A 19236-nucleotide genomic window follows, 5' to 3' on the forward strand; every position below is an offset into this window, starting at 1 on the left:
CCCTTTATTCTCGGCATATTCGGAGCGGATGGCTTCGAGGTGCTGTCTCTGCTGGTCTCGGTGCATCTGCCGATCATGCTGATGGCCTCGATCGTGCTGTTTGAAGTGTTCGGCCGCGGCGGCAGCGAACCCGTGCATTTTTTGCGGGTTGTCCGTAGCTTCCTCAGGCGGCTGTTCATGAATCCGTTGATTATCGGCATTCTGGCGGGGCTTGCATGGCGCATCACCGGTACGCCGCTGCCCGGTGTCGCCATGCGCCTGGTCGATGCGCTGGCCGGTACGGCGGGGCCGGTGGCGTTGTTCGCCATGGGGCTCAGCCTGCGTCGCTTCGGCATTTCGGGCAATGTCCGACCGGCACTGGCGCTTTCGGCACTGAAACTGTTCCTGATGCCGGCGCTGGTCCTGGTCTTCGTCTGGTTGCTCGGCCTGCCGCCCTTGACGGCCAAGGTGGCCGTGATGGTGGCCGCGATGCCATCCGGCGTCAATTCCTATCTGATCGCGGTGCAGTTCAACACCGGCCAGGCTCTGGCGTCGAACCAGATGACCATCGCCACGGCGTGCGCKGYTSTTACMACGRCSTTCTGGCTGACGGTGGTGGTTCATGTTTTTGGCTAGGGCGCGCCACCAAATGGGAATATGCCCTTGTGAGGCCCTCGTCTCGGGCTGGCCCAACCCCTATATGCCATMTTGCGATTGCTTGCSGGSCTTGCCCTAGGTAAAGAGCAGTGGCTCCRGCGTGCCGGCTTCCGCCCGTTACGCACGCTCACCGAAGAATTCACAGACCGGCCCGTCAGGGTACCGAAACGGAGGATAGACCATGCTTCAGAAAACCAGCCATTTCATGCGGCAGGCCAATCTCATCAACGGCGAATGGGTGCAGGCCGACAGCGGCCAGACGGTCGACGTCAACAACCCGGCCACCGGCCTCAAGATCGGCACCGTGCCGAAGTCGGGCAAGGCCGAGACGCGCCGCGCCATCGAAGCCGCAGCGGATGCTTTCAAGACCTGGCGCAAGACGACCGCGCTCGAGCGCTCGAAGCTGCTGCGCAAGCTGCATGACGCGATGATGGACAATCAGGACGTGCTGGCCGAGTTGCTCACCATCGAACAGGGCAAGTCGTTGTTCGAATCGAAGGGCGAGATCGGCTCGGCCGCGGCCTACATATTGTGGTTTGCCGAGGAAGGCCGCCGCACCTATGGCGACGTCGTGCCCTCGCCATGGGCGGACCGCCGCATCCTGGTGACCAAAGAACCGGTCGGCGTCATCGCCGCGATCACGCCGTGGAATTTCCCGTCCTCGATGCTGGCCCGCAAGCTCGGCCCGGCGCTCGCCGCCGGTTGCACCGCCGTCGTCAAGCCGGCCTCGCAGACGCCGTACTCGGGTCTTGCCTGGGGCGCGCTTGCCGAAGAAGTCGGCTTCCCCAAGGGCGTCGTCAACATCCTGACCGGTTCGGCCAGCGAGATCGGCGACGAAATCTGCGCCAACCCGCTGGTGTCGAAGATCACCTTCACCGGCTCGACCGAGGTCGGCAAGCTGCTCATCCAGAAGTCGTCGGTCACCGTCAAGAAGGTGTCGATGGAGCTTGGCGGCAATGCGCCATTCATCGTCTTCGACGACGCCGACCTTGAGCGCGCCGTGGCCGGCGCGATCACCGCCAAGTACCGCAACTCCGGCCAGACCTGCGTCTGCACCAACCGTTTCCTCGTCCAGGCCGGCGTCTATGATAAGTTCGTCGAGAAACTGGCCGCGGCCAGCAACGGGCTGAAGGTCGGTTCCGGCCTCGAAGACGGCGTCCAGCAGGGACCGCTGATCGACGAGAAGGCGGTCGAGAAGGTCGAGGAGCTGATCGCCGACGCCACCTCGAAGGGTGGCAAGATCGTCGCCGGCGGCAAGCGCCATGCGCTCGGCGGCTCGTTCTTCCAGCCGACGGTCATCGCCAATGCGACGCCCAAGATGCGCTTCATGAAGGAAGAGATATTTGGCCCGGTCGCGCCCGTGTTCAAGTTCGAGACCGAAGCGGAAGCAATCGCGCTCGCCAATGACACCGAATTCGGCCTTGCCKSCTATTTCTAYACCGGCGATCTCGGCCGCGCCTTCCGSGTCATGGAAGGSCTGAAATACGGCATGGTCGGCGTCAATGAAGGCCTCATCACCACGCCGGAAGCGCCGTTCGGTGGCGTCAAGGAATCAGGCCTTGGCAAGGAAGGCGGACATCAGGGCATCGAGGATTACCTCGATACCAAATATGTGTGCATCGGCGGCCTCGGCCTCTGATAGACTGGTCCTGAGATGGGCAGGCCGATGGCCAGCCCATCTCTTATGGGAAAACCAGCCGAAGTCCTTTGGATCTACTGGCATTTGCGGGCATGACGATGAAGGACGGCGAGGTTTTCGGCACGACGCAGGCTGGAGAGGCGGTGCGCCGCTTCACCATCAGGGGCGGCGGTATCACTGCCAACATCATCGGGCTCGGTGCTGTCATCCAGGATTTGCGCCTGACCGGACACGATGCGCCGCTGGTGCTCGGCTATGACAATCTGCAAGCCTATGAGACCAACAACACGTTCTTTGGCGCGGTCGTTGGTCGCTACGCCAATCGCATCCATGATGGCCGTTTTACCATCGCCGGCAATCGCTATCAGACCGAACAGAACTTCCTCGAAAAGCACACGCTGCATGGCGGCTCGCAAGGCTATTCGCACCGGCCGTGGACAGTGTCTTTGCACGGCAGGGACTTTGTCACGCTGACGCTGCACGATCCCGACGGCACGATGGGTTTTCCCGGCGCGCTCGACGTCACTTGCACCTATCGGCTGAAGATTCCCGGCACGCTCAGTGTCGAGCTGACGGCGACCTGCGAGGAGCCGACGCTGTGCAATCTCAGCCAGCATTCCTATTTCAACCTCGACGATGGCGGCGTCGGCGACATTCTCGACCACAGGATGATGCTGAATGCGGGCGCCTATCTGCCTGTCGACGGCGACATGATCCCGACCGGCGTGGTCAAGCCGGTTGACGGCACGCCTTTCGACTTCCGCCAGGCGCGGCCACTGCGGATGGAGACCGAGGGCGAGCAACTGCCTTACGACCAGAATTTCTGCCTTGCCTCGACGCGTGGGCCGCTCCGGCAAGCTGCATGGGCGCAAGGAGCCAGTTCCGGCGTCGAGATGGAGGTCTGGACCACGGAGCCCGGCGTCCAGCTCTACACCGGACAGTATGTGACGCCGCGCAAGGGGCTGGAAGGGCGGGACTACAAGGCTTTTTCCGGCTTCTGTCTGGAGCCGCAAATATGGCCGGATGCACCGAACCGGCCGTATTTCCCGCAGGCGACGCTGTGGCCGGGCGCCATTTATCACCACGTGACGGAATATCGGTTCCGCCTACCATAGTTTTCCAGAGGGCTAGTTTTCGAACGCCGCCCGTAGCGTTTCGAACGGCGCCAGCGCGCCGCGGACCTGCACCACGGCGGCGGCCACGCGATGGGCTCGGCGGACAGCTTCCCGCGGGCCATGGCCGGCAAGACGCGCCGCGAGATAGCCGCCATTGAAGGAATCGCCGGCGCCGGTGGTGTCGACGGGGACCGCGACATGGATCGCCGGCACGTCGTGCAGTGTCCCGCTTTCGGCAATCAGCGCCGGCTGCTCGCCATTCTTGACGACGACTTCGCCGACCCATTGTCCAAGCCGCTCGGCGGTCGCCTGCGGCGTTGGATCGTCAAACAGCATCTGCTCGTCGGGGAAGGTCGGCAGTGCGATGTCGGTAACGCCGAGCGCCTCGACGATAGCCGTTTGCGCGTCCTCGCGCCGGCGCCAGAGCCGTGGCCGGTAGTTAGGGTCGAAGGCGATCAGCGAGCCTGCCGCGCGCGCCTTGGCCACGGCGGCCAGCAGTGTCTTGCGCGCGGCATCGTCCAGAATTGCCAAAGTGATTCCGGAAAAGTACACAAGCGCCTGATTTTCCAGGTTTTTCGACAGTGCTGCGGGGTCGGAAGCAAGCTGCCGCGCGGCGGCGTCGCCGCGCCAGTAGGTGAAGGAGCGCTCGGCACCGGTCAGCGTGATCGCATAGAGGCCGGGCCTTGCACCCGGGATCACCGGGCTGGAACCGATGCCGATTCCGTTTTCGGCGAAGAAGCCGATCTGGCCTTGCGAGAAGGGGTCGTCGCCGAAGGCCGAGACATAGGTCGCCGGCCGGTCGCCGCTCAGCGCATGCAGCGCCCATAGCGTGTTGAACGTGTCGCCGGCGAAACCCATGCGCCAGTTCGGGCCGGTCTGGCCCGACAGTTCGAGCATGCATTCGCCGATCGAGGCGACGCCGTTTCCCGCCATCTGCAATCCTCCAGTGATTTCGGTGCTGTAGCTTTTTGCCGGCGGCAGCGCCATGCTTGGCAAGCAGGCTTTTTTGCGCCACAGCGTTTTCCCACAGGCTGGCGGGACGCGATCCACCCGGCAGAACGTTATCCGCAGAAGAGGAACCGGTTTGGCATCGATATGGCGTTATCTCCTGGCGGGTTTAGGTCTGGCTGCTCTGCTGGTCGGCGTGCTCGCGGTCGTCTATCTGACCGCTCCGCAATCGGCGCAGCTTGCCGGCCCGGATGTCTCGCGGACGAAGAAAACCGACAACGGGCTTTACATGGCCAGCTTCGTGCCGGAACGGGGCGTGGTGCGGCAGGGCGAACTGGAATCCTGGCTGCTGACCCTGAAAACAAAGACAGGGGCTTCGGTGGAGCGCGCTGCGATCGCCATCTCCGGCGGCATGCCGCAACACGATCACGGCCTGCCGACCAGCCCGCAGGTCACCGATTACCTGGGCGACGGACGCTACCGCATCGAAGGGGTCAAGTTCACGATGAGCGGCTGGTGGCAACTTCGTTTCGCCATTTCGTCGGGCGCCGGCTCCGACACAGTGCTGTTCAACGTGGTGCTGTGAGCGATCGATGAAGCGCCTTTTCTGCTTTCTGGCGCTGATGGTCGCCGTCATCCTCGTCGGCTGCGGCAAGCCGGATTTCTCCGACGCCGAAAAGAAGACCATCGCTTCGCTGGCGCTGAACACATTGCCGTCGCTGAAACCCGACACCACCAACCGGTTCGCCGACGTGCCGGCCGCCGCGGCGCTCGGCTCGACACTGTTCTTCGATCTCGGCATGAGTCGTGACGGCACGGTGTCCTGCTCGACCTGCCACAAGATCGACCGCCAGTTTCAGGACGACTTGCCGCAAGCCGTCGGCGTCGGCCGCACCAACCGTCGCACCATGCCGCTGGCGGGCGTGGCGCGCGACCCCTGGTTCTTCTGGGACGGTCGCCGCGACAGCCTGTGGGCGCAAGCGCTGACGCCGCTTGAAAACCCGCTGGAGCAGGCTGGAAACCGCACCGCCTACGCGCATTACATCAAGGCGCGCTTCGGCGAGCGCTATGAGCGCATTTTTGGGCCGCTGCCCGACTTTGCCGGCATACCGTTGAATGCCAGCCCGCTTGGAAACGATACCGAAAGGGCTGCCTGGAACGCGATAAGCGATGCGCAGCGCGACGCCATCAACCGCGTTTTCGCCAATATCGGCAAGGCGATCGCGGGCTTCGAACGCTCGATCGAGCCGGCGCAGACGCGCTTCGACCGCTTTGCGCTGGAYCTCGCCACCGGCGCCGAGCCGAAGGGCGATGCGGTCTTTACGCGCGAAGAAATCCTTGGGCTGAAACTGTTCATCGGCAAGGCCAATTGCGTGACCTGCCATGATGGCCCGCGTTTCACCGACAATAGTTTTCACAACACCGGCGTGCCGCCGGTCGCGGACCTGCCGCCGGACCGCGGTCGCGTCGATGCGGTGGCACAGGTCGAAGCCGATCCATTCAACTGCTTCGGCGCCTATCGGGATGGCGACGTCAGTGCCTGCGGCGAACTGCGTTTCATGGTCAAGGATGCGCCGCAACTGATCCGCGCTTATAAGACGCCGTCGTTGCGTGGCGCGGCCACGCGGCCGCCCTATATGCATGCCGGGCAATTCTCGTCGCTCGACGAGGTGGTGGCGCACTACGCCAAGGCTGCGCCCAGCGTCGAGGGCACTTCCGAGATTCACCCGCTGGAGCTGTCGGACCGCGAGCGCGCGGCACTCGTGGCGTTCCTGAAGACGCTGTCGGAGTGAGCTACCGATCCTTCACTGTCTCCATCGCCACAAAGGTCGAGGTCTGGGCGACATGGGGGAGGGCCGAGATGCGCTCGCCCAGAACGCGGCGGTAGGCGGCGATGTCCTTGGTGCGGACCTTCAGCAGATAGTCGAAGCTCGACGCCATCATGTGGCACTGCTCGATCTCCGGCACGGCCTGCACCGACCGGTTGAAAGCGTCGAGCGCGGCGGAGCGGGTGTCGGACAGTTTCACCTGGACGAAGGCGACATGACCTTCGCCCATGCGCTCGCGGTCGATGATCGCCTGGTAGCCCCTGATATAGCCGTCCTTCTCAAGGCGCTTCACCCGCGCCTGCACCGGCGTCTTCGACAGGCCGACCTTTGTCGCCAGTTCGGACATGGAAAGCCGGCCATTGCTTGCCAGCGCCGACAGGATGTTCCGGTCGATGCGGTCCAATTGGTCTTCTGTCATCGAAAGGGCAGTCCATTTGTTGAGTTTGTGCTGCTATGATGGATCAGATGGCTTGTGATGTCGATTTCTTTGGACCGACTGAAATCTGCGCCTGTGCTAGCTTGCGCCATTCGGTCCGGTGACCGCCGGCCGCTCCCTGATGCTCGCTCCACAGGACCCGCCATGCCGCTCGACACCATCCGCCAGCAGATCCGTGCCAACTATCTTCCMGAYGAAGACGARGCSGTGAAGCGRCTGGCCGAGGCGACASGGCTTTCGGCTGRGGATCGCGAYGCGATCTCGRCSCGMGCCGCCGATCTGGTGCGGGCGGTSCGCGGCTCGTCCGATCCCCGRCTGATGGAAGTCTTTCTCTCCGCCTACGGGCTTTCGACCAAGGAAGGCGTGGCGCTGATGTGCCTGGCCGAGGCGCTGCTGCGCGTGCCCGACACCGAGACGATGGACGATCTCATCGCCGACAAGATCGCGCCCCATGACTGGTCGGCGCATTCCGGCGGCTCCAGTTCGATCTTCGTCAATGCCTCGACCTGGGCGCTGATGCTGACCGGCCGTGTGTTGGACGAGGGTGAGGGCGGCATCGAAGGCACGCTGCGCTCGATGGTGCGCCGGCTGGGCGAGCCGGTCATCCGCAAGGCGGTCGCGGCCGCCATGCGCGAAATGGGCGAGCAGTTCGTGCTCGGCCGCACCATCGCCGAAGCCGTCAAGCGCGGCCGGCCGATGATTCAGAAGGGCTATCTCTATTCCTTCGACATGCTGGGCGAAGCGGCCCGCACCGAGGCCGACGCTTTGCGGTACCTCAAGGCCTATGCCGACGCCATTTCCTCGCTCGACTCGGGTTCCAACGGCCCAGACATCCGCCAGAACCACGGCATCTCGGTAAAGCTTTCGGCGCTGCATCCGCGCTACGAGGTGGCGCAGAAGGAAGAGATGCTGCCGGTCATGGCCGAGCGKCTKCTGTCGYTGGCGCTCGCCGCGCGCCATTCGCGCATGGGCCTCAACATCGACGCYGARGAGGCCGACCGSCTCGACCTGTCGCTCGACGTYATCGARMRRGTGCTGGCCGAGCCGGAGCTYGCCGGCTGGAACGGCTTTGGYGTSGTSGTSCARGCSTATGGSCCSCGCGCGGCYTTCGCCATCGACTGGCTYTACGCGCTGGCCAAGAAATACGAYCGCACCATCATGGTGCGGCTGGTCAAGGGCGCCTATTGGGACACCGAGATCAAGCGGGCGCAGACGCTGGGGCTCACGGGCTATCCCGTCTTTACCCGCAAGGCCAATACCGACGTTTCCTACATGGCTTGCGCGAAAAAACTGCTTGGCATGACCGACCGCATCTATCCGCAATTCGCCACCCACAACGCCCATACCGTCGCTGCCATCCTGTCGATGGCCGGAAATCGCGACTCCTTCGAGTTCCAGCGCCTGCATGGCATGGGCGAGGCGCTGCATGAGACGGTGCGCCGGGCCGAAGGCACGCGCTGCCGTATCTATGCGCCGGTCGGCGCACATTCCGACCTCCTGGCCTATCTGGTTCGCCGGCTGCTGGAGAACGGCGCCAACTCTTCCTTCGTGCACCAATTGACCGACGAGGATGTCGAGCCGGAGGACATCGCACGCGATCCGCTCGAGACAGTCGAGGACCAGGGGCCCGCCGCCAATCCGGCGATTGCCCGGCCGTCCCAGATATTTGGCTCCGGCCGCCGCAACTCCAGGGGATTTGACATCACCGACACGGTGACGCTGGCGGCGATCGASAAGGCCAGGTTGGCCTTTGCCGGGCCGGACCGCTGGCATGCCAAGCCGATCACGCGCGCCGCCGGCTACGGCAAGCAGCGCCCGGTCGTCAACCCGGCCAAGCCTTCGGAAGTGGTCGGCACGGTCAACGAGGCCGCCGCTAAGCAGGTGGCGACCGCAGTACGCTTCGCCGTGGAGGCACAGCCTGCCTGGGCAAAACGTCCGGTTGCCGAGCGTGCCGCCATCCTCGATCGTGCCGCCGACCTCTATGAAGCCAACGCCGTCGAGTTCTTCGCGCTGGCCACCCGTGAAGCCGGAAAATCACTGGCTGACGGCGTCGCCGAGGTGCGCGAGGCCGTCGACTTCCTGCGCTACTATGCTGCCGAAGCGGCCAGCAACGAAGCCGGCACGCAGGCGCGCGGCGCGATCGTCTGCATTTCGCCGTGGAATTTCCCGCTCGCCATCTTCACCGGCCAGATCGCGGCGGCACTGGTGACCGGCAATTCGGTCATCGCCAAGCCGGCCGAGCAGACGCCGCTGATCGCCTTCCGCGCCGTCGAACTGCTGCGCGAGGCCGGCGTGCCGGAAGACGTCATCCAGCTGCTGCCCGGCGACGGCCCATCGGTTGGTGGCCCGCTGACCGCCGACCCGCGCATTGCCGGCGTCTGCTTCACCGGCTCGACCGAGGTCGCCAAGCTGATCGAAAAGCAGYTGGCCGAGACCGCCGCGCCCGACGCCATGCTGATCGCCGAGACCGGCGGCCTCAACGCCATGATCGTCGATTCCACYGCGCTGCCCGAACAGGCGGTGCGCGATATCCTGGCCTCGGCCTTCCAGAGTGCCGGCCAGCGCTGCTCGGCGCTGCGCGTGCTCTATGTGCAGAAGGACGTCGAGAAGAAGATGTTGGAGATGCTGAAGGGCGCCATGGAGGCGCTCAACATCGGTGATCCCTGGCAGATCTCAACCGATGTCGGTCCAGTCATCGATGATGAGGCGCAGGCCTCGATCCGCGACTATTGCACGAAGAWGGGTCTCGAGGGCCGGCTGATCGCCAAGCTCGAGGCACCGAAAGACGGCCGCTTCGTCGCGCCGCATGTCTTCAGGGTCAAGGGCATCGAGGAGATGGACCGCGAAGTGTTCGGGCCGGTGCTGCATGTCGCCASCTTCGACGCCGACGGGATCGAYGCGGTCATCGCCGCCATCAACCGCAAGGGCTATGGCCTGACCTTCGGCCTGCACACTCGCATCGAAGGCCGCGTCCAGCATTTCGTCGACGGCATTCATGCCGGCAACATCTATGTCAACCGCAACCAGATCGGTGCGGTGGTCGGATCGCAGCCCTTCGGCGGCGAGGGGCTTTCCGGCACCGGGCCGAAGGCCGGCGGCCCGCATTATCTCCGGCGTTTCCGCAAGGGGCCGGAGGCCGGCACGCCTGTGGGAGAAGGCCACAAGGTGACGGCGACCGAGCTGGCCGACAATCTGCCTGATCCAACGCTGGGCGGCTGGTCGACCCGCCCGGACCGGATCGCCATCCTGAGGAAACATCTGCGCGGCAAGGGTGCGGCCGCCATTGGCGCCGCCGCTGCGATCGATTTCGGCCAGGTCGACCTGCCCGGACCAACCGGCGAGGCCAACACGCTGTCGCTGTCGCCGCGCGGCCGCGTGCTGTGCCTCGGCCCGGACGGCGACACGCTGCTCGCCCAGACGATCCAGGCGCTCGCCGCCGGCAATGCGGTCCTGGCTGTGGCGCCTGGAGCGCCGGCTGCCCTCTCTGCATTGACAGGGAAGGGCCTGCCATTGGCTGCTATAGATGGCCGGCCTGATCCGGTCGAGGCGCGCTCGTTGCGCGTTGATGTCGTCGCTTTTTCAGGCACACCGGAAGCCGCGCGCATCGTGCGCAAGGTCATCGCCGACAGGACCGGCCCGATCGTGCCGCTGGTCAGCGAGGTGCTCAACCCAGCGGCCTATGCGCATGAGCGGGCCGTCTGCGTCGACACCACAGCGGCCGGCGGTAATGCCAGCCTGCTGGCTGCGGCATAAGGACTGTTCGCGCCTTGCTTGCTTTGTGTCGAGTTGCCGGGGATAAGCATGCGCGGCAATTCGAGCGGGGCGACCGATCAGATGAACGACAAGTCCCCACCGTTTGAGTTGCCGTGCGTGGCGGTGGTCATCACCTGTTACAATTACCGGCCTTACGTCGAACAGGCGATCCGCTCGGTGTTGGCGCAGACCTACCGGAACTGGGACTGCGTCATCGTCGACGACGCCTCGACCGACGGTTCGGCCGACCATATCCGCCAGCTTCTGGCAGCCATCGACGATCCGCGCCTGCGCCTGCTGGCGCGCTCACAGAATGGCGGGCAGATCGCGGGATTCCGGGATGGCTTTGCCGCGACCGACGCGCCTTTTGTGGTATTTCTCGATGCCGACGATGCCTGGCTGCCGGATTTTCTCCTGGCGCATCTGTCCGCCCACCTCAACGCAACATATTCGGCCGCGCTGTCGAGCTCCGATGTGTTCCTGGTCGACGGCAGCGGCACCTTGCTGAGCGGCACTTTCCTTCCTTTGCGCAAACCGCGCTCCGGGTCCGATGGCAATGGCGTTGCCATCGCGCCTGGTGGCCAGCTTGCCGGCATAGCGTCCGGGATTGCCTTCGCATCGGAGCATCCGGTGACCTATTTCACGCCTGCGACAACCGGCTGGCTATGGTCGCCATGCTCGGCGATCATGTACCGGCGTGGCGCGCTGGAGTCGGTCTTGTCCTTCCCGTTCAAGGCCAGGGTGGGGACGGATTATCTGACAGCCACGTGCGCGCATCTGGCCGGCGGCAGCCTCATCCTGTCCGAAGGCCTCGGCCTCTATCGCCTGCATGGGTCGAACGTCTCCTCCACCGGCGCTGGCTTTGCCGGCGGCCATGTGCGGCAAACGCCTGCCTACCGGGCCTACAGGAGCACATTGGCGGCGGATGTCGCCGACTATGTGCTGGAGAATTCAGCCTGGCTCGGCGATGTCAACGGGCGCAAATTCATACCCACATTCCTGACGCAGCATGTGCGTCAGTTCAGGGAACTGGCCGACGATCCGCGGCTGATGCGACACCTGACCCGGGGACGGCCCTGGCAATGGCTGCGCCTGCATTTTGCCCAGTGGCTGCGTCGGCTGGGTGGGCGCGGTTCCACGCGATCATGACGAGGGTGCCGGAGGTACCTGCATTTACTCCGGCAAAGCCACGTCAGGCGCCTTCGATGACGGAAAAGCCCTCGAATTGCAGGTGGCCGAGATAGTGGACTTTCGTCGTGCCGACATTCCTGTGCGCGGCGCGAAAATTCTCCGACTTCGTCCAGGCGACGAAATCGTCCTGGCTCGCCCACACAGTGTGCGAGGCAAACAGCGTGTTAGCCTTCGGTCTCGTTGACCGGGCCGCGCAGCAGATGGAATTCCCGAAACCCTTCATCTCGGCGAGGCTGGAATCGCGGTTTTTCCACACGGCCTCGAAATCGGCCTCCGAGCCGCTCTGCGCCTTGCTGCTAGAGAGCCGGCGGTTATTTGGCTCCGCAAGGAGAGAAGCCGGCAAACATAAAGCGTTGCCGGCTTGGCGACTTCGGATGCAAGACCCGAAATTCGTTTCCGATGTAGCCTGCGGAACTGCCGATCGTCTCGGTCCCCACCTAGTCTTGTCGATGTCGGATGGTCCGACACCAACCGGGGTTTCCCATCGCCAGATCGCGATGGGGCGCCAATCCGGTTGAGGCAAGGACGAGGAGACGAAGATGGCTTCAAGGTCGATCGTATCAGGCTCATTGGCGTTGCTGGGCGGGCTGATTTTTTGCAACGGTGCCGAGGCCGCCGATTTCGCTTGCTGGCAACCCAACAAGACGCTGTTGGCTGCTGATGCCGCGGGTGAAGGCTACTGGACAAAGGAGCGGCGCGACCGGGCCGTTTCCGAAAACGACGGCGGCAATCTGACCACACCCAAACCTGAGGGGCTTGCGGCCACAGCACGGGTCGACGTGACTCAGCCGCCCTATGAATATGGCGGCAAGCTCTTCTACACCCGCGACGGAGTCGACTATACGTCCAGCGCGCAATTCGCCTCGGAAGACAACGTTCTGCTTGCCGCGGCGCACAGCATGTGGCGCGGCGACAAGCATGCGGTGAATGTCGTGTTTTACCGCGCTTATGAAGACGGCGCCGGGGTGAGGTTTGTCGTCGACCAGGCCGCGGTGCTGACGGATTGGATTCCGATCAGCCCCAATCCACCAAGCGCGGAGAAAAGCGCTCTCGACTACGCCGCGCTGCGTACCACGGCAAACTCAGATGCCGGAAAGTTCGTGCTCAGCCAGGATGGCAGTTTCACCGCCGTCAGCATGATTGGGTATCCCGGCAATTTTGGCGACGGGAAGTACATGTACAAGCAGGACTCGACCAAGCTGGCGCAAGTTGGCGGCACCTATCTCGCCGCGCCAACTGAATTCGGAACGGGGGCCAGTGGCGGGGCATGGTTCACGCCCGACAACAGCCTCGTCAGCGTGGTGTCCGCGCAGATCATGCAGGGCAAGACGCTGGCGATGACTGGTCCGGCCCTTACCGCGACCACAGAGGCGATGATCGCCTTCGTCAAGGGCGGGTGCAACTGAGAGGTTCTAGCTGCCGGCTAGGGGCGATCGCGAAATGGTTCGTATCGCCCCTTCATCGAGAATGGTGATACGGTTACCGCTGAGCCGGATAAGCTTTTCCTGTTTCCAGGATTGAAGTTGAACGTTGATCCTCGGTCGGCTGGCGTTGATCATCTGACCGATCAGGCTTTGCGATATGGCGCGGTCGATGACAACGCCATCGCCGACACGTCGGCCATGTGTCTCGCTCATGGAAACCAGCAGGCGAGCGAGCCTCGTCTCCAGGGAATGAATTGACAGGCCCTCGGCAAACAAAAGCGATTGCTGAAGCCGCCGGCAGATCGTTTCGAGAAGCCCCTTGGTAAAGGCCGGATTGGTCAGCAGCCCTTCGAAGATCGGCTTGTCGAGTGCAAGGAGATGCGTCTTGCGGCTGGCAACACAATTGGTCAGCCGTCTCGAATTCGAAAGCAGTTCCGTCTCGCCGATCGTATCGCCGACCTGCAATTCGGCAACGATCACTTCCTTGCCGTCTTCAGAATTGAAGGAAACATTGACGCTTCCGGATGTGATGATCGAGAGCTGGTTACACGGGTCACCCGGCTGGAAAATCACCTGGCCCGATTCATAACGGTATTCGTGGGCCGTTTGCGCGATTTCCATTAGCTGGCTCTGATCGAAGTCCCCAAAGATATTGGCGGATAGAAGCCCCGAGATCCGAACCGCATTCTTCGCGCTATACGACATGTATGCCCGACCTATGTCAGCGAGATTTAACTTTAGACAACATAAATATACATGGCGAGTTTAGTATTGAAAAAGAATATTTTTGTGTCACCTAGGATACAGGTAAATAGTATAACTTTGAATACCTTGTTCTTGTGCAAGCCAGATTGCGCAATCTTCGATTGTGGCGGATTGCACCCAAAGTGACCGGACTGGCTGCATCGGCCGCCGGTGACACCGCGGTCAAACCCAACAACGAGGAGCTACCAGAATGAGATTCTTGATGGGCACCATGGTCAATGCCAAGGTCGAGGCCGGGCAGCCTTATTCGCTGACCGTCCTTAACCAGAACAGCAAATTCCAGCAGTTTGCCCTTTTCCAGACGATCCCGGATATCGTCGGGCCCTCGGTCAATCCGGTGTCCCTGGCGTGGATGCTCGGCGGGGCAGCACCCGGCAGCATCAGCAATCCGAGCCAGTCGGTATTTTCGTGGGAAATCAACTACCAGGTCAACACTGGCTACATCCAGGATCAGGGAACAACGACCAACCCCCGACGCTTCACCACGGCGTCCAACGCCGACGTGATGATCAACACCCAGAACTCGATCGGCGTTACGTATCTCGGGCCGTTCCCCTACGGTGCGCCGGCCTTTCCGGCCGGCCCGACGAACGGCAAGGCGGGCCTGATCGGCGTGCAGTCGGATGGCACGATCCCGACGGCAATCGTTCAGGCGAGCCAGTCTGTCAGCGTCAATGTCGGTATCGCGATGAATGCCAAGCCGACCATCGCCGTGCAGGCACTGCCCAACCTGCTTTACCAGTTCACGCCGAAGCCGACCTACTACATCATTGCCGGCTCGTTCGTTCAGGGCCAAGTTATCGACACGGCCACCTCGTCCAATGCCTTCCAGGTGGTCTTCCAGGGCGTGACCGACCGTACGGTGGTGTTCACCGAACAGAACCAGTTCCAGGATAGCTGATTGGCGCAAGCGTCGCTGGCCAGCCAGCCGGCGACGCTTGTGGCCCGCCTTTGTTGCCTGTGGCCCGCCTTTGTTGCCTGTGGATTGGGTGAGCGGCGGCTCGCGTCCGTCCGGCGCGCTTTGTCTTACACCTCTTCCGGGGCGCAGCCGAATTTCAGCAGATTGCCGTGCGGATCCCGGATGTAGAATTCCTTCATGTTCCAGGGCCGCACGGTGAACGGGCTGAGCGCCTTGACCCCGCGCGCCGAGAATTCGGCGTGCAGCGACGGCACTTCGCCGCCCCTGATATAGCAGGACGAGACTTCGGGCAGCTTGCGGTCGTCGCTATTCCAGAAATGGATCTCGATCTCGCCCCGGCGCACGATCAGATAGTCGTCCATCTCCGGCCCGACGACACCGAAGCCGAGTTCGTCGCAGTAGAAATCACGGGTCGCCATAATGTCGGGCGAGGGCAGGATCGGGATGCTGCGTGCGGGATCCTCTGCCAGCGATGCCATTTGTCACGCGCCCTCGACGACGGAAAAACCCTCGAATTGCGGATGGCCGAGATAGTGGACTTTCGTCGTGCCGACATTCCTGTGGGCGGCGCGGAAGTTTTCAGACTTGGTCCAGGCGACGAAATCGTCCTGGCTCGCCCATACCGTGTGTGAGGCAAAGAGCGTGTAGCCTTCGGTCTCGTTGACCGGGCCGCGCAGCAGATGGAATTCCCGAAAGCCCTTCATCTCGGCAAGGCTGGAATCGCGGTTTTTCCACACGGCCTCGAAATCGGCCTCCGAGCCGTTCTGCACCTTGAAGCGGTTCATGGCGATGTACATGCGGTTCCTTTCGGCTCTTCGCGAGCGTTGATGTTTGGGTAGTTGCCTGAGCGGTCACGGCGAGAAGGGGCCGATTGGCGCTTTGAAACGCCAGTTCATCAGCCCGGTCTCGGGAGGAATCGGCGGGAACGGTGCCTGTTTTCGCACCAGCTCCAAAGCGAATTGATCGAGTTCGGGCGAGCCTGAGCTTTTGGCAAGCTGCAGGTCGGCAATGTTTCCATTGGCCAGCACGACAAACGCCACCAACGCGTTGTTGCGGGCTGTCGTCTGCGCGGACTTCGATACGCGGCGATTGGCGCGAGCCAACTTGCTGGCTACCTCGCCGCTATAGCGGGACGCCGCCGCGTTCCCGGTATCGGCTTGCTTTCGGCCCTTGCTCGCAATTGCCGCCTTGGTTTCGTTGCCGTCCGCTGTGCCGCGCTTCTCGGCCACTGCTTTTGAAGGGACCGCCGCCGGCGTTGGCCTGGCGCTTGGGATTGGCGGTTGCTCTGGGACAGCGACGGGCATCTGGGTGCTCTCAACCTGGACACTCGGCTGTGCCGACGCTTCGACCTTTGCAGGCACGCTCTGATTATCAGGGCGCGGGCTTGCAGCCACCAGTATGTCCGGCGTTACCGCTGGCTGCTTGACAGCTTCCGGCAAAGGCTTGGCTGCTTCCTGGATGGGTTCGGCAGCTTGCCGCTCAGGCTGCGAAGGTTTTGTCGGCGGCTGCGGATTGGGCACCAGCCGGACATTCACTGCCGCCGGGTCCTTGTCCAGCGCGCTGCCGGCGACTTTGTCGCCGGTTTGATCGCTGCCTTCCGACTGCATGGTGTCCTGGGAAGCGAATCTGCCGGCGGGCGAGATCAGAAAGGCCGCCGCTACTGCGGCATGGAGCACGCAGGAAATAACGATCGCCGCTGTCCACTTGCCATTCCCCGCAGATAGTCGAGTTTGCGCAAGCGGTTCGGCCGGCGCTATCGCCAGCTCGCTGCCGGCGTCGGGGAGGGGACTGATTTCCTGCATGTCGCGGGCCGGAAATTGCAGTGACCAGCGGGCAAAAGTCAAATCAAGATCGGTTGCCCCCGGTATCGACGAACCGTGGCCGGCCAGCGACCAAGCCACGGTCTTTCCTGTGAAAGCGGGATGCAGTCCCAACGCCGTTCTCAGACGCCGAAAGCGATGCCGGTCTTGGTGTCTGTCTTCAGCTTGCGCATGCAAGCCGCCGGTTCGACGCCGCTGCCGGTGCACTCCGTCGCGCTGTTGATCAGCACGCGGCTGATCTTGGCGCAGTCGGTGCCGGCCAGATCAAAGCGTGTCACCTTGGTCTTGCCTGCCGGCAGATCCTTGAAATCGAGCACGGTCAGCCGGTCGACGACGCCGGTCTCGTTGAACAGGGCGATCTCGAACGCCGCCTTGGAGAGGTCGGCGCCAAGATTGTTGTTGACCAGGAAGGTCAGCCGGCAGCCCTTATCGGAAGGTTGCGCGGCATTAAGCTCCAAGGTCAGCGCGGGGACCGGCGCGGACCCTTCAGCCCACGCCGGAACCATCGCAAGCGACATCGCCAGCGTCGAGGTCAGCAGACGAAGGGATGTCGTCAAGCTCGTCATGGCCATCAGCCTCCAAACCGCATGGTCGCCGCCAGCTTCAGCGTGATGCCCGGCTCGTAGACCGCGACCGTCGTGGTGCCGTTCAGCGGGTTGGCGTATTTGACATCGAACAGATTGTCGGCGCGGAAATCGACCTTCAGATTATCGGTCGCCTGGTAGCTGGCGAAGGCATTGACCAGCGTGTAGTCCTCGGCCACCGCATTGCCTTTCGGCTTGCCGTTGTATTGCACCTCGCCGCCGACGGTCAGCTTGTCCTCGAGGAAGCGCAGGCCGAGTTGGGCGGTGACCTCCGAAGAGGGGATTGTGGCGAGATCGGCTTCCACACCCTTGTAGGAAATGGTGTGGCCATTCGTGATCGATGCCGACAGCCCGGCATAGCCCCATCCGGCGTCGTAGACGCTTTCAAACTCAAAGCCGTGGATCTTGGCCTTGGCGAAATTCTGGTACTGATAGCAGATCGGAATGCCGGGGCCGAACGGGCAACCACTGCCTGGGGCGAACGGCGACAGTGTCACGCCTTCGATATAGTCGTCGACGTCGTTGTTGAAATAGGCCGCCTTGATGCGGAGTGCGTCGCCAGCCTCCAATATATCGTTCTGTTTGTAGTTGATGCCGAATTCGGTCGTCTTGCCGGTCTCAGGCCGCAGGTTCGGATTGGGCAGGAATGGGAAGGTGACACCCGCCGGATGGTTGCCGCTGATCAGCGTCTCCGTCAGCGAGGGCGAACGGTAGCCCTCCGCGTAAGTGCCATAGAATTGCAAGCCGGCAAGGCTGGCGTTGTCGAAGGGCGAGACGCCGACGGTGATGCGCGGCGACAACCGGTCACCCGATGTATCGTGGGTGTCATCCCTGAGGTTGTAGCTGTCGTAACGCAGCCCGGCGATGACCTCGAGCCAATCCCAGGTGAGCTTGTCCTGGACATAGGCGCCGGACACATTCCGCTTACCCGACGGCGTGTAGAAACTGTCGCCGCCGGCGGTGCCGCCAGTCTTGACGTCGTCATTCACCCAGTCGCCGCCATAGGTCAATTCGTGCGCAACGCCACCGGTCTCGAATCGCGAGGTGTTCCAGATGTCGATTGCGGCCGTGCCGACATCGAAAGTCGACGTCGAGCCTGTTGGCAGCACCACCGGAAGACCTGTGACCGGATCGAAGCGGTTTTGCGGAACAAGGCTGGTCAGGTCGAGATTGGTCTTGTTGTAGGAGGTGTTGATGTGGAGATCGAGCCAGCTCTTGTCTTCGTCCGTGATGTTGTAGCGAGCGGTGAAGGTGTTCGACTTCAGGTCGACGTCATTCACCGGCACACCGCTGCTGGTTTCGTCCCAGCTGTCGCTTGAGCCGACCCAGCCGAGCTTCAGCTCGCTGTTGTCGGTCGGGCGGATGGTGGTCTTGAGCAGGCCGCTCAATACGTCGAAGCCTGTGCCTTTGACGGTGTCGCCGCCGCCATCCTTGTAGTCGTCATAGTTGCGGTAGACGATGTTGCCCAAGACGTCCCAGTTCTCGTTGACGCGGTAGGCGCCGGTGGCGCTGGTGGTCCAGCCCTTGCCGTTGCTCTCATAGCGTCCGGTTACCGAAGCGCCCCATGTTTCCTGCGGCTTGAGGAAGTCGGCGGCGTCCTTGGTGTCGAAGAAGACGACGCCGCCGATGGCGCCCGAGCCATAGGTGTTGGCGACAGGACCGCGGATCACGTCGACGGATTTGACGAGCTCGGGGTCGATGTAGAAGGTCGACTGCGTGCCGTGGTCGGAACGCTGAAAATCCTGGCGCGCGCCGTCGACGATGACCGCGACGCGGCCGAAATCCTGCAGGCCGCGAATGTTGATGCTGGTGCTGACGCGCCTGGCGTCGGCCTGTGTCGCGACACCGGGCACACCCAGCAGCATCTCGTTCGGCGTCGTCGCCATGCGGCGGTCGAGCTGTTCCTGGTCGACATGGCTGGCAGAGGCCAGCGATTCGATCGCTGTTTCGCCGGTGCGGCTGAGCACCAGGATCTTGTCGAGCAGCGTCGCGCCTGCAGGGGCTGCCTTCTCCTGGTCAGCCTTCTTCGATTGATCCGTCTGCTCGCCTGCCGGCTGTGTTGCCTGTTGGGCATGCGCCGATGGCGCGGACAGGGCGATCGCCGCCACGCTTGCCAACAAAGCCGCCACACCGTTCGCCGCCGACCGGCCGCGCCATTCCCAGTTCACCAACACCCC

18 protein-coding genes are annotated in these 19236 nt (G+C 63.0%); 9 read left to right on the top strand and 9 right to left on the bottom strand.

Going from position 1 to position 19236, the window contains the following annotated elements:
- The 3 genes from AC1DX0_RS15195 to AC1DX0_RS15205 all read left to right on the top strand — a co-directional run.
- Nucleotides 1-615, top strand: a 615-nt coding sequence (locus tag AC1DX0_RS15195) for an AEC family transporter (RefSeq protein WP_477355908.1), incomplete at its 5' end; no start/stop codon positions are given.
- A gap of 202 nt (nt 616-817) precedes the next feature.
- Nucleotides 818-2275, top strand: a complete 1458-nt coding sequence (locus tag AC1DX0_RS15200) for an NAD-dependent succinate-semialdehyde dehydrogenase (RefSeq protein WP_477355911.1) — start codon at nt 818-820, stop codon at nt 2273-2275.
- A gap of 92 nt (nt 2276-2367) precedes the next feature.
- Nucleotides 2368-3390: an aldose epimerase family protein gene (locus AC1DX0_RS15205; protein WP_477222206.1), complete on the top strand. Its 1023-nt coding sequence runs from the start codon at nt 2368-2370 to the stop codon at nt 3388-3390.
- A gap of 12 nt (nt 3391-3402) precedes the next feature.
- Here the strand turns inward: AC1DX0_RS15205 and AC1DX0_RS15210 are convergent, their stop codons facing one another.
- Nucleotides 3403-4323 (bottom strand): sugar kinase, encoded by a 921-nt coding sequence (locus AC1DX0_RS15210; protein ID WP_477222207.1) that lies wholly within the window; start codon nt 4321-4323, stop codon nt 3403-3405.
- Between the two features lie 151 nt (nt 4324-4474).
- On the opposite strand from AC1DX0_RS15210, the gene AC1DX0_RS15215 reads away from it, so the two are divergent.
- Nucleotides 4475-4924, top strand: coding sequence for a FixH family protein (locus AC1DX0_RS15215; RefSeq protein WP_477222388.1), 450 nt, complete (start codon nt 4475-4477; stop codon nt 4922-4924).
- Nucleotides 4925-4931: 7 nt separating this feature from the next.
- The gene (locus AC1DX0_RS15220; RefSeq protein WP_477222208.1) at nt 4932-6131 is read left to right on the top strand and encodes a cytochrome-c peroxidase; all 1200 of its coding nucleotides are present in this window, start codon (nt 4932-4934) and stop codon (nt 6129-6131) included.
- Nucleotide 6132: 1 nt separating this feature from the next.
- Here the strand turns inward: AC1DX0_RS15220 and AC1DX0_RS15225 are convergent, their stop codons facing one another.
- Nucleotides 6133-6585: an Lrp/AsnC family transcriptional regulator gene (locus AC1DX0_RS15225; protein ID WP_477222209.1), complete on the bottom strand. Its 453-nt coding sequence runs from the start codon at nt 6583-6585 to the stop codon at nt 6133-6135.
- 162 nt (nt 6586-6747) lie between these two features.
- Here AC1DX0_RS15225 and putA point away from each other — a divergent pair, with 162 nt between their 5' ends.
- On the top strand, nt 6748-10356 hold the full coding sequence (gene putA, locus AC1DX0_RS15230) for a bifunctional proline dehydrogenase/L-glutamate gamma-semialdehyde dehydrogenase PutA (RefSeq protein WP_477355914.1): 3609 nt from the start codon (nt 6748-6750) through the stop codon (nt 10354-10356).
- 81 nt (nt 10357-10437) lie between these two features.
- Entirely contained in the window at nt 10438-11505 is a 1068-nt protein-coding gene (locus tag AC1DX0_RS15235; protein WP_477222211.1) for a glycosyltransferase, read from the top strand.
- 43 nt (nt 11506-11548) lie between these two features.
- Here the strand turns inward: AC1DX0_RS15235 and AC1DX0_RS15240 are convergent, their stop codons facing one another.
- Entirely contained in the window at nt 11549-12190 is a 642-nt protein-coding gene (locus AC1DX0_RS15240; protein ID WP_477222212.1) for an antibiotic biosynthesis monooxygenase family protein, read from the bottom strand.
- Between AC1DX0_RS15240 and AC1DX0_RS15245 the strand changes: the two genes are divergently transcribed.
- Nucleotides 12087-12953 carry a hypothetical protein gene (locus AC1DX0_RS15245; RefSeq protein ID WP_477222394.1) on the top strand — a complete coding sequence of 289 codons (867 nt, stop codon included), beginning with the start codon at nt 12087-12089 and terminating at the stop codon, nt 12951-12953. The genes AC1DX0_RS15240 and AC1DX0_RS15245 overlap by 104 nt on opposite strands.
- Nucleotides 12954-12959: 6 nt before the next feature.
- Here AC1DX0_RS15245 and AC1DX0_RS15250 read toward each other — a convergent pair whose 3' ends face one another.
- On the bottom strand, nt 12960-13676 hold the full coding sequence (locus tag AC1DX0_RS15250) for a Crp/Fnr family transcriptional regulator (protein WP_477222213.1): 717 nt from the start codon (nt 13674-13676) through the stop codon (nt 12960-12962).
- Nucleotides 13677-13926: 250 nt separating this feature from the next.
- Between AC1DX0_RS15250 and AC1DX0_RS15255 the strand changes: the two genes are divergently transcribed.
- Entirely contained in the window at nt 13927-14637 is a 711-nt protein-coding gene (locus AC1DX0_RS15255; RefSeq protein WP_477222214.1) for a hypothetical protein, read from the top strand.
- A 125-nt stretch (nt 14638-14762) separates the two neighbouring features.
- Here AC1DX0_RS15255 and AC1DX0_RS15260 read toward each other — a convergent pair whose 3' ends face one another.
- From AC1DX0_RS15260 to AC1DX0_RS15280, 5 genes are read right to left on the bottom strand one after another with little or no spacing between them, the layout of a single operon-like run.
- Complete coding sequence (locus AC1DX0_RS15260) at nt 14763-15134, bottom strand: bleomycin resistance protein (protein ID WP_477222215.1); 372 nt, start codon at nt 15132-15134, stop codon at nt 14763-14765.
- 3 nt (nt 15135-15137) lie between these two features.
- Entirely contained in the window at nt 15138-15452 is a 315-nt protein-coding gene (gene hmuQ / locus AC1DX0_RS15265; protein WP_019858631.1) for a heme-degrading protein HmuQ, read from the bottom strand.
- 54 nt (nt 15453-15506) lie between these two features.
- Nucleotides 15507-16589: an energy transducer TonB family protein gene (locus AC1DX0_RS15270; protein ID WP_477222216.1), complete on the bottom strand. Its 1083-nt coding sequence runs from the start codon at nt 16587-16589 to the stop codon at nt 15507-15509.
- An 8-nt stretch (nt 16590-16597) separates the two neighbouring features.
- A complete protein-coding gene (locus AC1DX0_RS15275; RefSeq protein WP_477222217.1) occupies nt 16598-17041 on the bottom strand; it encodes a hypothetical protein in 444 nt (147 codons plus the stop codon).
- A gap of 5 nt (nt 17042-17046) precedes the next feature.
- Nucleotides 17047-19233 carry a TonB-dependent hemoglobin/transferrin/lactoferrin family receptor gene (locus AC1DX0_RS15280; RefSeq protein WP_477355917.1) on the bottom strand — a complete coding sequence of 729 codons (2187 nt, stop codon included), beginning with the start codon at nt 19231-19233 and terminating at the stop codon, nt 17047-17049.
- Nucleotides 19234-19236 lie beyond the last annotated feature (3 nt).

It is taken from the genome of Mesorhizobium sp. P3_A9, assembly GCF_056402975.1.

What these genes read in the sequence shown, in the direction of transcription:
- AC1DX0_RS15205 (WP_477222206.1), top strand. Translation starts at nt 2,368, where the DNA reads ATGACGATGAAGGACGGCGAGGTTTTCGGCACGACGCAGGCTGGAGAG.
- AC1DX0_RS15210 (WP_477222207.1), bottom strand. Translation starts at nt 4,323, where the DNA reads ATGGCGGGAAACGGCGTCGCCTCGATCGGCGAATGCATGCTCGAACTG.
- AC1DX0_RS15225 (WP_477222209.1), bottom strand. Translation starts at nt 6,585, where the DNA reads ATGACAGAAGACCAATTGGACCGCATCGACCGGAACATCCTGTCGGCG.
- AC1DX0_RS15235 (WP_477222211.1), top strand. Translation starts at nt 10,438, where the DNA reads ATGAACGACAAGTCCCCACCGTTTGAGTTGCCGTGCGTGGCGGTGGTC.
- AC1DX0_RS15245 (WP_477222394.1), top strand. Translation starts at nt 12,087, where the DNA reads ATGGCTTCAAGGTCGATCGTATCAGGCTCATTGGCGTTGCTGGGCGGG.
- AC1DX0_RS15250 (WP_477222213.1), bottom strand. Translation starts at nt 13,676, where the DNA reads ATGTCGTATAGCGCGAAGAATGCGGTTCGGATCTCGGGGCTTCTATCC.
- AC1DX0_RS15255 (WP_477222214.1), top strand. Translation starts at nt 13,927, where the DNA reads ATGAGATTCTTGATGGGCACCATGGTCAATGCCAAGGTCGAGGCCGGG.
- AC1DX0_RS15260 (WP_477222215.1), bottom strand. Translation starts at nt 15,134, where the DNA reads ATGGCATCGCTGGCAGAGGATCCCGCACGCAGCATCCCGATCCTGCCC.
- hmuQ (WP_019858631.1), bottom strand. Translation starts at nt 15,452, where the DNA reads ATGTACATCGCCATGAACCGCTTCAAGGTGCAGAACGGCTCGGAGGCC.
- AC1DX0_RS15275 (WP_477222217.1), bottom strand. Translation starts at nt 17,041, where the DNA reads ATGACGAGCTTGACGACATCCCTTCGTCTGCTGACCTCGACGCTGGCG.